The organism is Castellaniella sp. FW104-7C03 (genome assembly GCF_040276085.1).
Taxonomy (GTDB): domain Bacteria; phylum Pseudomonadota; class Gammaproteobacteria; order Burkholderiales; family Burkholderiaceae_B; genus Castellaniella.
Genome location: NZ_JBELOK010000006.1, coordinates 135,578 through 149,144, shown reverse-complemented (window position 1 = coordinate 149,144; position 13,567 = coordinate 135,578). Strand labels below are relative to the sequence as shown.

Annotated in this window: 13 protein-coding genes; 11 read left to right on the top strand and 2 right to left on the bottom strand. The window is 59.1% G+C overall.

Features of this window, described 5'->3' with window-relative positions; genetic code table 11:
* Positions 1 to 3 precede the first annotated feature (3 nt).
* The gene (locus tag ABS758_RS09175) at positions 4 to 699 is read right to left on the bottom strand and encodes a CoA transferase subunit A (protein ID WP_350382102.1); all 696 of its coding nucleotides are present in this window, start codon (positions 697 to 699) and stop codon (positions 4 to 6) included.
* Between the two features lie 36 nt (positions 700 to 735).
* Positions 736 to 1,173: an acyl-CoA thioesterase gene (locus ABS758_RS09170; RefSeq protein WP_350382104.1), complete on the bottom strand. Its 438-nt coding sequence runs from the start codon at positions 1,171 to 1,173 to the stop codon at positions 736 to 738.
* Between the two features lie 108 nt (positions 1,174 to 1,281).
* Between ABS758_RS09170 and ABS758_RS09165 the strand changes: the two genes are divergently transcribed.
* The 11 genes from ABS758_RS09165 (at position 1,282) to ABS758_RS09115 (ending at position 13,471) form a co-directional block, all read left to right on the top strand.
* Complete coding sequence (locus ABS758_RS09165; protein WP_350382105.1) at positions 1,282 to 2,928, top strand: electron transfer flavoprotein-ubiquinone oxidoreductase; 1,647 nt, start codon at positions 1,282 to 1,284, stop codon at positions 2,926 to 2,928.
* A 108-nt stretch (positions 2,929 to 3,036) separates the two neighbouring features.
* Positions 3,037 to 3,693 carry a MarC family protein gene (locus ABS758_RS09160; RefSeq protein ID WP_350382106.1) on the top strand — a complete coding sequence of 219 codons (657 nt, stop codon included), beginning with the start codon at positions 3,037 to 3,039 and terminating at the stop codon, positions 3,691 to 3,693.
* Positions 3,694 to 3,774: 81 nt separating this feature from the next.
* Positions 3,775 to 4,758: a GlxA family transcriptional regulator gene (locus tag ABS758_RS09155; protein ID WP_350382108.1), complete on the top strand. Its 984-nt coding sequence runs from the start codon at positions 3,775 to 3,777 to the stop codon at positions 4,756 to 4,758.
* A 194-nt stretch (positions 4,759 to 4,952) separates the two neighbouring features.
* On the top strand, positions 4,953 to 5,606 hold the full coding sequence (locus ABS758_RS09150; RefSeq protein ID WP_417251976.1) for an ABC transporter permease: 654 nt from the start codon (positions 4,953 to 4,955) through the stop codon (positions 5,604 to 5,606).
* 29 nt (positions 5,607 to 5,635) lie between these two features.
* Positions 5,636 to 6,676 carry an ABC transporter ATP-binding protein gene (locus ABS758_RS09145; RefSeq protein ID WP_350382109.1) on the top strand — a complete coding sequence of 347 codons (1,041 nt, stop codon included), beginning with the start codon at positions 5,636 to 5,638 and terminating at the stop codon, positions 6,674 to 6,676.
* A complete protein-coding gene (locus ABS758_RS09140; RefSeq protein ID WP_350382111.1) occupies positions 6,673 to 7,419 on the top strand; it encodes an ABC transporter permease in 747 nt (248 codons plus the stop codon). The genes ABS758_RS09145 and ABS758_RS09140 overlap by 4 nt, the downstream gene beginning before the upstream one ends.
* Positions 7,420 to 7,459: 40 nt before the next feature.
* Positions 7,460 to 8,353 carry a glycine betaine ABC transporter substrate-binding protein gene (locus ABS758_RS09135; RefSeq protein ID WP_350382112.1) on the top strand — a complete coding sequence of 298 codons (894 nt, stop codon included), beginning with the start codon at positions 7,460 to 7,462 and terminating at the stop codon, positions 8,351 to 8,353.
* Between the two features lie 42 nt (positions 8,354 to 8,395).
* The gene (locus ABS758_RS09130; RefSeq protein WP_350382113.1) at positions 8,396 to 9,253 is read left to right on the top strand and encodes a nitrilase-related carbon-nitrogen hydrolase; all 858 of its coding nucleotides are present in this window, start codon (positions 8,396 to 8,398) and stop codon (positions 9,251 to 9,253) included.
* Between the two features lie 63 nt (positions 9,254 to 9,316).
* A complete protein-coding gene (locus ABS758_RS09125) occupies positions 9,317 to 10,510 on the top strand; it encodes an acyl-CoA dehydrogenase family protein (protein WP_350382115.1) in 1,194 nt (397 codons plus the stop codon).
* A 13-nt stretch (positions 10,511 to 10,523) separates the two neighbouring features.
* Positions 10,524 to 12,077, top strand: coding sequence for a class I adenylate-forming enzyme family protein (locus tag ABS758_RS09120; RefSeq protein ID WP_350382116.1), 1,554 nt, complete (start codon positions 10,524 to 10,526; stop codon positions 12,075 to 12,077).
* Between the two features lie 44 nt (positions 12,078 to 12,121).
* Entirely contained in the window at positions 12,122 to 13,471 is a 1,350-nt protein-coding gene (locus ABS758_RS09115) for an MmgE/PrpD family protein (protein ID WP_350382118.1), read from the top strand.
* Positions 13,472 to 13,567 lie beyond the last annotated feature (96 nt).

The following is a 13,567-nucleotide window of genomic DNA, read 5'->3' as shown; positions in this document are numbered from 1 at the left end:
CCCTTATTGACGAATAGTGCGTTGTTCGATGCGCTTTTCGGGATGCGCATTGAGGACGATACGGTGCACATAAATGCCCGGCAAATGAACTTCATCGGGATCGAAGGTGCCTGTGGGCACCACCTCTTCGACCTCGGCGACGGTGATTTTCCCGGCCATGGCGACATTGGGGTTGAAATTGCGCGCAGTGCGGCGAAACACCAGGTTGCCGCTGCGATCAGCCTTCCAGGCCTTCACCAGAGAGATGTCGGGTGTCAGCGAGGTTTCCATCAGATAGGTGCGGCCGTTGAACTCGCGGGTTTCCTTGCCATCGGCCACCACGGTACCCACCCCGGTGGGTGTAAAAAATGCCGGGATACCGGCACCACCTGCCCGCAGCTTCTCGGCCAGGGTACCTTGCGGCGTAAACTCGAGCTCGAGCTCTTTGGCCATGAACTGACGCGCAAATTCTTTGTTTTCGCCCACATACGAGGCAATCATTTTTTTGATCTGGCGCGTAGTCAGCAACTGTCCTAAGCCAAAATCATCCACGCCCGCATTGTTGCTGACACACGTGAGCCCCTGAACACCGGAGTCCCGCAATGCGGCAATCAGCGCTTCGGGGATGCCACACAGCCCGAAACCGCCGACAGCGATCATCTGGTTGTCGGCAACGATGTCGCGCAAAGCCGCGGCAGCGTTTTCATAGACTTTATCCATACGACGTTTCCTTTGAGACCAACTGAGAAAAAAGAATCAGTGCGAAAAACAGTGCGCCAACACGTGGCGATCTGCAGATGTCCAGGGTACAGGCCGGCCGGTGGCACCATCGGTGCACACCAGCACATTGCGGCCATGCGCATGACGGTTTTCGGGGTTGCCAGCCGAGGCGATCCAGCAATCGAGCTCGATACTGGTCTGGCCCACACGCACAAGCGTCATGCCCACCACAATAGAAGCAGGATACAACAGCGGTTTCAGAAAATCACACGAGGCATGTGCCAGCACACAGTAACGCCCCTTGGAGGGCTCCAGATCCATAGCCCGAAACAAACGTACGCGTGCTTCTTCAAAATAACGAAAATACGCCACGTTATTGACATGGCGCAGTGCGTCCATATCGCCCCACCATACGTCCAGCTGGATTTCAAACGTCCCTGAAGGTGTTTGACTGTCTGGATATTCAGCGGACATGCAACACTCCTTGAGCAGGCCGGGCCCGCGTCATTCACAGCCATGCAGTATAACGATCTGCAATACAATGGCCGGCAATTCAAGCACCAAGACACGGGAGCCATAGACATGACTGAACGCGAATCCATGGAATACGACGTCCTCGTCGTTGGCGGCGGCCCGGCAGGCCTGTCAGCCGCCATCCGCCTCAAGCAACTGGCCACGGATCGCGGCCAGGAAGTTAGCGTCTGTGTGCTGGAGAAGGCATCCGAAATCGGCGCCCACATTCTGTCGGGCTGTGTGATGGATCCAAGAGCCATCACCGAGCTCATCCCCGACTGGAAAGAAAAAGGCGCCCCACTAGATCTTGAGGTTCAGGAAGACCGCTTTCTGTTTCTGACCGAAAAAGGCAGCCGCGGCACACCGGGCTGGCTGCTTCCCGATTGCTTCAAGAATCACGGCAATTACATTGTGCGCCTGGGGCATGTCACCCGCTGGCTGGGTGAGCAGGCTGAAGCCCTTGGCGTGGATGTTTTCCCGGGGTTTGCCGCTGCTCAAATCCTTTATTCGGACACTGGTGCCGTGCGAGGCGTACTGACGGGCGATATGGGCGTGGCCAAAGACGGCAGCCATACCGATGCCTATCAGCCCGGCATGGAGCTTCTTGCCCGTTACACGATTTTTGCCGAAGGCTCTCGTGGCCATTTGGGACGTCAGCTGATCGAAAAATTCCGTCTGGATGCCGGACGCGACCCCCAAAGCTATGCAATCGGCATCAAAGAACTCTGGGAGGTTGATCCTGCCCAGGCACGGCCTGGCACGGTGATGCACACGGCCGGCTGGCCACTGGATTCGGATACCTACGGCGGCTCGTTCCTGTACCACCTCAAGGACAATCTGGTGGCGGTTGGGCTGGTGGTGGGGCTGGATTACGCCAACCCGTGGCTGTCGCCCTTTGACGAATTTCAGCGCTACAAGACACACCCGCATATCCGCAGCATCTTCGAAGGTGGCAAGCGCGTGGCCTACGGTGCCCGTTCGCTGACAGCCGGCGGCCTGCTGTCGCTGCCCAAGATGGTGTTTCCCGGAGGCGCCCTGGTGGGCTGCGAAGCCGGTGTGCTGAATGCGTCGCGCATCAAGGGCAGCCACTCGGCCATCAAGACAGGGGCCCTGGCAGCCGAAGCCGCATTCGAGGCGTTGGCAGCTGGTCGCAGCCACGATGAGCTGACCACCTACCCCGCTGCATTTGAATCCTCCTGGTTGCATGCCGAGCTCAACAAATCACGCAACTTCAAGCAGTGGTTTAAAAAAGGCCGCACCATTGGTACGCTGATGACAGGTGTTGAGCAATGGCTGCTCAAGGGCAGCATCCCCTGGACCATCCATCACACCAAACCGGATCACGCCTGCCTGCAACCCGCAGCGCAGTGTGCGCGCATCGACTACCCCAAGCCCGATGGCAAGCTGACATTCGATCGCCTGAGCTCGGTGTTCATCTCCAATACGCACCACGATGAAAACGAGCCCGCGCACCTGACACTGAAGGACGATACCGTGCCTGTGCAGGTAAACCTGGCCAAGTTCGGCGGCCCCGAGGCGCGTTTTTGCCCGGCGGGCGTGTACGAGTTCGTCAAAACCGACACCGGCGAAGACCGTCTGCAGATCAACGCGCAAAACTGTGTCCATTGCAAAACCTGTGATATTAAGGATCCCACGCAAAATATTGTCTGGGTGACACCACAGGGTGGCGAAGGGCCGGTATATAACGGCATGTAAAATGACACGGGGCGCTGCTTAGGACAGCGCCCTTTTTCATCACCCAATGATGTTGTCACCTTATGGCTACATCAGCACCTGAGCGGCAAGGCCCCGGCAAAAAAATCAATGGATATCGCATACGCCACCAAGTTTCTGGGCGCGCTGTTCGCCATCATGAATCCCTTTATTACTCTGCCACTGTTTTTGGCACTGACCACACAGAAATCCGTGGCCGAGCAGCGCAATCTGGCCGTGTCCATCCTGGGATACACCACTGCCATGTGCGTCGTGATTGCACTGGGGGGCAGCCACATCATCAGCTTTTTTGGTGTCAGTCTGGACTCCTTCCGGGTTGCGGGCGGCATGGTACTGATTGGCATTGCGCTGTCCATGCTGAATGGCCAACCAATTACATCCCACGAGCGCGCCACCCAGGAAAAAAGTGCCAACACCGCTGCGGCAGCGGCCGCAGGCACGGATGACAACCCAGCCTTCTACCCCCTGACCTTTCCCATGATCATCGGGCCCGGCACCATCACCACCTTGATCATCTACAGTGCCCAGGCCAGAAGCACAGCCCGTATCGTCGGTTTCAGCGTAGTGCTGCTGGCGGTACTGGCCGCACTGTTTGTCGTTCTGTATTTTGCCGCGTCAATCGGCAAACTGCTGTCCACCAAGATGCGCGTTATCATGGCCCGCATCATGGGCATCATCCTGGCCGCCATTGCGGTAGAGATGGTGTTTGCCGGCGCCAAGGCGATGCTGCCAGGGCTGGCGCACTGATATCGCGGCAGCACTGAACGGCAGCGCTGCCGCAGCCTCGGCCTCCTTCAAGACGGCGAGGCACGACACCCGAGGCGATATATGGCACCCGTCGAATTCGGCTTTCTGCTGATCCCGCAGTTTTCCATGCTTTCATTCTCGGGCGTGCTCGAACCGCTACGCATGGCCAACCGCCTGGTGGAAACACCACTCTACCGCTGGCAAATGTTTACACCAGAAAATCTGCCGGTTCCAGCCAGCAATGGCCTGCTATTCGAGCCTACCGGACGCATGGAAGCACCCGGCACGCTGGATACATTGATTGTCGTGGCCGGAATCGATGCCAATACGTACTGCACCCCAGACATCTTGGGCTGGCTGCGCCGGCTGGCCAGCCACAACGTCAATTTGGGGGCCACCTCTGTCGGCCCGCTATTTCTGGCCCGGGCAGGTTTGCTGGACAAGCACCGTTGCACCATTCACTGGGAAAACGTGGCGGGACTGCGGGAGGAATTCCCGTTATTGAATATCACCGATGAGCTCTACGAAATTGATGGTCAGCGCTTGACCTGTTCAGGCGGCACCGCGGGGCTGGACATGATGATGCATCTAATCGGCCAGCGGCATGGATATCGCCTGGCCACCGCTGTGGCAGAACAATGCATCCACCCGGAAATCCGCAAATCCCGGGCCAGCCAGCGCCTGTCGCTGCGCAACCGCCTGAACGTAACCAACCCGCACCTGCTGGCCGCCATCGAATGCATGGAGCGGCACATGGAAGACACATTGAGCAGTGCACAGCTGGCATTGCAGGTTGGTTTGTCGGTACGGCAACTGAACCGCCTGTTTCAATCAAATTTCTCGGTAACACCCAGCGGCTTTTATCGGAACCTGCGTCTTGAACGCGCCCGCAATCTGCTGGAGCAAACCGGTATGCCGGTGGCCGAAGTGAGTCTGGCCTGCGGGTTTGCCACAACCTCGCACTTCATTCGTTGCTTTCGCGAGCGTTTCAGCCATACGCCCACCGCTGCGCGCGGGCATCAGCGTGGGCGCTACACAGACGCACCACACATGCCAGGCGCCTGAAGCCGCCACAGGCAAAAATCCAGCAATAGCATAAAAAGACTATATAACGTCTATTCTGGACTATCAGCACAAGCGAAGACACCCTACTATGGGCGCTCAAAGTGCGGAAACACAGCCATGACACCATGGCAGTCTACGCCACATAAAGGTGTTGCAAGCACAACGCCCCACGCCTCAAAAGAGGAGACAAATTCGTGGACATCCTGCTTTACATGGTCGGCCATGCCAACCTGATCCTTGCCCGCACGATTGAGCATATTTCGCTTGTGGGCGTAGCCATCGGGCTGGCCATCCTGACGGGTGTGCCCATCGGTATCGCCATCACGCAGAACCAGCGCGCCGCCAACCTGGTGCTTTACATTGCCTCGATCATCATGACAGTGCCATCAATCGCGCTTTTTGGCGTGATGATCCCGGTGTTATCCCTGTTTGGCCACGGCATCGGCTACGTGCCCGCCGTCATCGCGGTACTGCTCTATTCGCAATTACCGATTATCCGCAACACCTATACCGCCATCAATAATGTCGATCCTGCCCTGCGGGAAGCCGCACGCGGCATGGGCATGACCCCCTTGCAGCGGCTGAGCCGGGTGGAAATCCCGCTGGCAATACCAGTCATCATGGCCGGTGTGCGCAGCGCCGTGGTGCTCTCCATCGGCATCATGGCCATCGCTGCCTACATTGGCGCGGGCGGCTTGGGCGTATTCATCAGCCGTGGCATTTCGCAAACAGATCCCCGCCAACTCGTGACGGGCGCCGTTGCTGTCAGCGTATTGGCGATTGTTGCTGATTTCTTTCTGCTATGGCTGCAGAACCGTCTCACGCCGGCCGGTGTGCAAACCGCCTGACCCCTAAACCAGAAAAGAGGCCCGACACCATGATCCGGCTGGAAAACCTCACTAAAAAATTCACCACCCACGAAGGCATCGCCACAGCCGCCGACAACATCAACATGGAAGTGCCGACGGGTGAAATCTGCATTTTGCTGGGCCCATCAGGTTGCGGCAAAACGACCACACTGAAGATGGTGAATCGCATCATCCAGCCCAGCTCGGGCCGGGTGTTTTTAAACGGTAAAGACACCACCGACTACGACACCATCAGCCTGAGGCGGCAGATCGGTTATGTGATCCAGCAGATTGGCCTGTTTCCCAACATGACGGTTGGTGAAAACATCGGCGTCGTGCCCCGTTTGCTGGGCTGGGACAAGCAGCGCATCCAGCAGCGCACCGAGGCCCTGCTGGAAATGGTTGCATTGGACCCGGCCATCTTTCTGCCGCGCTATCCCAAAGAACTTTCCGGTGGTCAGCAGCAACGCATTGGCGTAGCCCGCGCATTGGCGGCAGACCCCCCAGTGCTGCTGATGGATGAGCCCTTCGGGGCAATCGATCCGATCAACCGCCAGGTCATTCAGGACGAGTTCCTGAAGATGCAGGAAAAATTGGGCAAGACGATCCTGTTTGTCAGCCACGATATCGACGAGGCGGTCAAGATGGGTGACAAGATCGCTGTTTTCCGTGAAGGCTGCCTGCAGCAATTTGACACGCCCAACAATGTTTTGGCCTCTCCAGCCAATGAATTCGTTGCGGATTTCGTGGGGCGTGATCGCACACTAAAGCGTCTGCGGCTGCTGACGGTACACGATGTGCTGGCAACGCTGCCAGCCACAAACGGCACCGGCCAGCCCTATCACACACAGGAAGACAGGCCCGAATGCCAGATCCTTGAAAACGAGGATCTGCGCATGGCCGTGTCGCAGATGTTTACCTATGATCTGGACGAACTGACGGTGATTGACCCCGCCGGACAATACTGCGGCAGGATTACTCAGCAAGCGATCCGGCAGATGCTGAGCCACCACGACAAGGTACCTCGCCAGGACACCGCGGCGCGGGAATTGCAGGGGCCCGAATCATGAGCCGGGGGGTCAGCACACCGCGGCAGCCCAGCGTCAAAAACGACCGTCTGCTGATTCTTGCCCTATTGGCCTTGGCTGGCGTCTGGCTGCAAATAAATGGTATGGCCGAGGATATCCTTTCTCATTGGGATGACATTCTTTACCTGACCCGCCAGCACATCGAACTCACACTGATCTCCGGCGGGCTGGCCATTGCCACCGGCTTGCCGCTGGGTATTGTGCTGAGCCGCCGCTTTATGCGCCGTTGGGCCGAAGGCGCCATGCAGCTGCTCAATATCGGCACCACTATTCCAACCCTGGCAGTCCTGGCCTTGTCCATGACGTTGCTCGGGATCGGCACCGCGCCGGCCATCTTTGCACTGTGGGTTGCCTCACTGCTGTACATCGTGCGTAACACCTACTCTGGCCTGACCGCCGTCCCTCAGCATCTGCAAGAGGCTGCCTATGGCGTAGGCATGGACGCCTGGCAGGTGCTGTGGCAGGTAGAACTGCCCAATGCATTGTTCGTGATCTTTGCAGGCATCCGCACTGCATTGGCCATCAACGTCGGAACCGTGCCCCTGGCTTTCCTGGTGGGCGGCGGCGGGCTGGGCGAGCTGATTTTTACCGGCATCGACCTCAACGACACCGGAACCATGCTGGCAGGCGCCATTCCGACGGCTCTGCTGGCAATTGCCGTCGATGCCCTCATAGGCATGACGGCCAACGCCCTGATCCCCCGAGGCGTCAATCCACTGCGATAGCGTTTACAAGCGCAGCTTTTCTTCCCCAAGGAGTAGACAAATGAAGCAGATCCTCAAACTCGTCCAGGCAAGCGCCACCGCGGCCCTCGTTATTTTTTCCGGGCAGGCGGCGGCCGCCGACCCCATCGTGGTTGGCGGCAAAAATTTCACTGAACAGCAGATCATGGCAGAGATGACCAGCCAGTTGCTGAAAGCCAAGGGCCATGACGTTGACACACGCGCCGGCATGGGCAGCGCCGTGCTGCGCCAAGCACAGGAAAACGGCCAGGTCGATGTCTACTGGGAGTACACCGGCACGGCGCTGATTGTCTACAACAAAGTAACCACGCCGATGTCGGCGCAGGACGGCTATGCCAAAGTGAAAGCACTGGACGCCGCCAAGGGGCTGGTCTGGCTGAACCCCTCCAAGGCCAACAACACGTATGCATTAGCCATGCGTCACCAAGAAGCCGATAGCCTGGGCATCCATACGATCAGCGACCTGGCAAACACCCTGAACGGTGGCAAAGACCTGACCTTTGCCGTCAATGCCGAATTCTATGCCCGCGCCGACGGCCTCAAACCGCTTCAGAAGACCTACGGTTTCGAGTTTAAACGCGCCAACATCAAGCGCATGGATACCGGGCTGACCTACCAGGCACTGCGTGACAAACAGGTGGACGTCGCCCTGGTCTTCGCCACGGACGGGCGTATTCCCGCCTTTGATTTTGTGGTGCTGAAAGATAACAAAGACTATTTCCCATCCTATGCACTCACCCCGGTCATCCGCAAGGCCGTCCTGGATAAACAACCCAAGCTGGCCGACACCCTGAACAGCCTGTCTGCCGTACTGGACGACAAGACCATGGCCCACCTGAACGCTCAGGTTGACGTTGATCACAAATCCATCAGCGATGTATGCCAAGCGTTTCTCAAGGAAAAAGGGCTGATCTGAACAGAGCCCACCGTGCCATTTGCAATCAAAGGACATGACACCATGACCGACGCTTCACGCCTGCGTGCCGCCGTCGCCCAGACCGAAGGGCGATGCGGCGACCTGGCCTACAACCTGGAGATACACCTGGCACTCATCGAAGAGGCCCGGGCCCAGGAGGCGGATCTTCTGCTGTTCCCGGAACTGTCCCTGACGGGCTACAGCCTGGGCGACGCGGCACTGGCGCTGGCGCGACGCACCGACCATGAAATCATCCAAAAAATTGCGGCCGCAGCCAAAGGCATTGATGTCGTCTTCGGTTTCGTGGAAGAAGCCCCGGCAGCCCGGTTTCACAACGTCATGGCCGTGGCGCGGGACGGCGCCGTGCGCTTCGTGCACCGCAAGATCAATCTGCCTACCTACGGCCAACTGGAAGAAGGCAAGTTGTACGCCGCCGGCCAACAAGTGAATACCTGCCCGGTTCGCGGCCCCTGGGAAGCCGGCCTGCTGATCTGCGCCGATTTTTGGAACCCAGCCCTGGTTCACCTGGCCATGCTGCAGGGGGCCACCGTGCTATTGGCACCCATCAGTTCCGCCCTCGGGGTTGTCAGTGGCGGCTTCTCCAACCCCCAAGGCTGGGATCTCGCCACGCGCTTCTACGCCATGATGTACGGCACCCCAATCCTGATGGCAAACCGGCTGGGGCAGGAACACAACACCCAATTCTGGGGGGGCTCACGCATTCTCGATCCGCAAGGTCAGATCGTGGCACAAGTGCCCGAAGGGAAAAGTGGCTTGGCCTGGGCCGACCTGGACTACGAAGCCGTACGCCAGGCGCGATTCAACCTGCCCACTTTGCGAGACTGCAACCCCGACCTGAACCTGCGGGAACTGCAGCGCATCATGAACTCCCCCGGCTGACCTCAAGCCATCCTCCGAGCGCACGACACAAACCCGCAATACAAAACACGTACAGGACAAACGATGAAGGATTATCTTCTGGACCCGGAAGCCAGGGAGTTCCGCGCCACCACCCGCGAATTTCTGCAGCGCGAACTCGCCCCCCGATCGGACGCGATCGAAAACAGACAGGACTGGGCAGCAGTCAAGGCCGTTGTCCAGGCACTGGGCAAGGCCCACTACCTGACGCTGATGTTTCCTGATCTCTACCGTGGCTCGCTATCCACACCCGGCCTTGTTCATGCCGTGATCCTGTCCGAAGAAGCCGCCGCAATCAACTACGCCTTTGAGACCACCATCGCCACGGCAATTTCCTGCGCCTATCCCCTACACCGCTATGCGCTGCCCGACATTCGGGCCCACTATCTGGACGGCATCATCGGCGGCAGTGAAATAGGGGCGATTTGCGTCACTGAGCCCAACGTAGGTTCAGACAGTGCGGGCATGCAAACCCGGATAACGTTCGACGATACACGCAACGAATGGGTGATCAACGGGCTCAAACGCTATATCTCGAATGCATCCGTGGCCGACACCTACATCGTTTACGGCATCAGCAACCCTGCGGTAACCGCGCAAAAAGGCATGAGTGCCGTCGTTGTCCCCAAGGACACGCCCGGCATCCGCTTCCCTCGCAACTACACCTTCATGGGGCGACGGGGCTGCATTGTCGGAGAAGTCGAGTTCCAGGACTGCCGGGTACCCGCCAACCACCTGCTGGGCCGTCGAGACGAAGGGTTTCGCATCATGCTGGGCATGTTCAATTTCGAGCGGGTCATCCTCGGCGGCTCGGGCCTGGGGCAGGCGCGCGCGGCATTCGACATTGCCACCACGCACGCACAGCGGCGCAACAGCTTCGGGCAGAAATTGGGGTGCAAACAACTCATCTGGGATCGCGTGGCAGAAATGAGCTGGCGCATCGATGCCGCCGAGCTGCTCACTTACAAGGCTGCCCTGCTTTACGACGCCGGAGCGCTCTCCGCCAAAGAGCTGATGAAGCCGGCTTCGATGGCCAAGCTGGTTGCCACCGAGACCGCCCTGTTTTGTGCGGATGCCACCGTCCAGATTCTGGGCGGAGACGGCCTGACCAAAGAATATGGTCGCGCCGAGCAAATCTACCGCGATGCACGCGCACTCACCATCGTTGGCGGCACCTCCGAAATGGTGAAGTACCTCATTGCCAGCACCGACATGCCCTCCATCAAACCCAACCTCTGACGACTAGCCCAGTATGAACGTTTCCTCGATTCTCACCCAAACGGTGGACAAGCATCCTGGCAAGGAGGCGCTGGTCTTTGAAGGACGGCGATGGACTTACGCGGCCTGGAATGCCAGGATCAACCGCCTCTGCCACGCGCTGTCTGATATGGGCGTGCGGCCGCTGGACCGTGTCGCGCTGTATTTGAAGACGGACGAAGCATCCGCAACCCTGTACTTTGCCTGCCAAAAAATTGGTGCCGTGGTCGTACCAATGAATTTCCGGCTGGCACCCGCAGAAGTTGCTCATATCTTGCGCGATTCGGGTGCACGCGTGCTGGCCTACAGCCAATCGCACGCCGCCAGTGCGCTGGCGGCTGCACGAGAAGTGCACAGTACTCACGACTTCATTGCTGTCGCGCCGCAAGGTGTGCTTGTCACCCCCGGCCACCACGACTACGAGGCACTGGCCAGCAGCGGCAACACGGAAGAACCAACCTATCACCCGGATGCCGGACAACTCTCCGCGCTGGTGTACACCTCCGGCACAACTGGCCGCCCCAAAGGGGTCATGCACACGCATGCCAACGATGTTGCCATCGCCATGAACTGCACAATGGAATACAGCTTGGGCGCCGCAGACCGGGCCTTGCACATTGCACCGCTTTATCACGTGGGCGGCATGCAGGCCTATTTCCTGCCGCACGTACTCGTCGGTGGCACCAACATCATCGCCAGCCACTACGAGGCAGGCGCCACACTGGAAATGATCCAGGCCGAGCACATCACGACGCTGTTTGCGGTGCCCACCCAGATCCAGCAAATGCTCTTTCACCCTCACTTCCGGGATTTCAACGTCTCATCCCTGCGCATGATCACGACGGGCGGGGCCGCCATCGCCGCAACCACGATGGAGAGGGTGCTGCGCGAATTCTGCAGCGGTGTATACAACGGCTACGGCATGACTGAAGCAAGCCTCACCCTGCTCCTGCATCCCGAAGACGCGCTGGCTCGCCCTGGCTCCTGCGGCAAGCCTACCCTGATCTCCCAGGCACGGATCGTCTCCCACAACCCCCAGCGCGACGTACCACCAGACGAAGTTGTTTCACCGGGCACTATCGGCCAACTGATCGTGCAAGGCCCCCAAATGATGGCAGGCTATTGGAACAACCCAGCCGAGACCGCCCGCAAGCTGAAACATGGCTGGCTCTATACCGGGGATTTGTTTAGCCAGGATACCGACGGCTATTACACATTCCAGGGGCGTACCGATGACATGATCGTCTCTGGAGGCGAGAACATCTACCCGCGCGAAGTAGAAGAGGTACTGTACCGCTGCCCCGGTGTCAGGGAAGCTGCGGTCATCGGCTTGCCGGATCCGAAATGGGGGCACATGGTCACCGCGATTATCGTCCGCTCTGATCCTCACCTGGACGCCAACGTCATTGATTCCTTTTGTCAGAACAGTGGCCTACTGGCCGCCTTCAAGCGCCCACGGCGGTTTTTCTTTGCCGAACAGCTGCCCCTTAATCCCAGCGGCAAGGTGCTGAAGCACGAACTCATCCGGCAGTACGGGCTGGAAGCATAAACGCCGGCCGCGCTTCATCATCCACACCAACGATCAGACCAATCATGTCCAATCATTCGCACCATGTTTTCGAATTTATCCATGCGCTGCGCTTTGAAGATCTGCCGCAAGCCGGGGTACTGCAGGCACGCCGATGCCTGCTGGACTTGTGCGGCGTCGCCGCTGCAGGAACAGTCACCCCTCTTTCAAAAATCATGTGCCAGCATGCGGCCACACAATACGGCGCCACAACACACAGTGCCCGGATGCTGTTCGATGGCCGATCTGTCAGCCTTCCGGGCATGGTGTTGGCCGGTGCGGCAACGATCGACAGCATCGACGCCCACGACGGCCATGTCCTTACCAAGGGCCATGTTGGCGTCACCATCCTGCCTGTCACGGCCGCCTTGGCGGATGCCGGCCTGATCAGGAACGGCCGCGAGTTTCTGACCACCCTGGCGCTGGGCTACGAAATCGCCACACGTGCGGGGGTGGCCCTGCATGCCACCGCTTGTGATTACCACACCTCCGGTGCCTGGAACGCGCTCGGCGCGGCCGCGCTGACAGCCCGTGCCCTGGCACTGGACACGAATCGCACGCGAGAGGCACTGGGTATTGCCGAATACTTCGGCCCACGCAGTCAGATGATGCGTTGCATCGATCATCCAACCATGGTGAAAGATGGCTCTGCCTGGGGCGCCATGGCCGGCGTATCAGCAGCCCTGCTGGCCGCCGACGGCTTCACCGGCGCGCCCGCCGTGACAATGGAAGACAAAACGGTGGCGTCATTCTGGCAGGATACGGGCAGACGGTGGGCAATCATGGAACAGTATTTCAAACCCTACCCCGTCTGCCGCTGGGCGCAGCCTGCCGTTGAAGCTGCACTGTCCCTGGCGCGCACCCACTCCCTGCAGGCAGCCGATATTGCCGAGATCCGGATTTCAACATTCTACGAAGCCTCACGGCTGGCCACGCGTCACCCGGACACCACAGAGCAAGCACAGTACAGCCTGCCATTCCCGGTTGCTTCCGCCCTATGCCATCAACGGCTAGGCGCGGGGGAAATCAACGGACCAGCATTGCAAGACCCTGAGGTCTGGCGGCTCAGCGAAAAAATGGTGATCACCGAAAACGCGTCATATAGCCAACGTTTCCCCGCCGAGCGCTGGGCGGACGCAACGATCATCCTGCACGATGGGCGCACACTGCAATCCGGCCCCCACACGGCACGAGGCGACGCAGAAGCGCCGCTTACGGACACGGAAGTGACCGATAAATTCTTGGCGCTGGCTGAACCGGTGCTGGGCCAGGTACGTTGCCGACAGTTACAGCAAACGATCGACGCATTGGCCGATGACGACGCCGAAGGCCCCGTGCTAAACACACTGCTGGATCTGATACTCACGGCCGCCTGACCAGGCGGTACATTCCAAACCCTGTGGCACAGCCCACCCAGCACCCAAAAAAGAAGGGGCGGGAATGTATCCCCGCCCCTTCGGCTGTGCCCGATG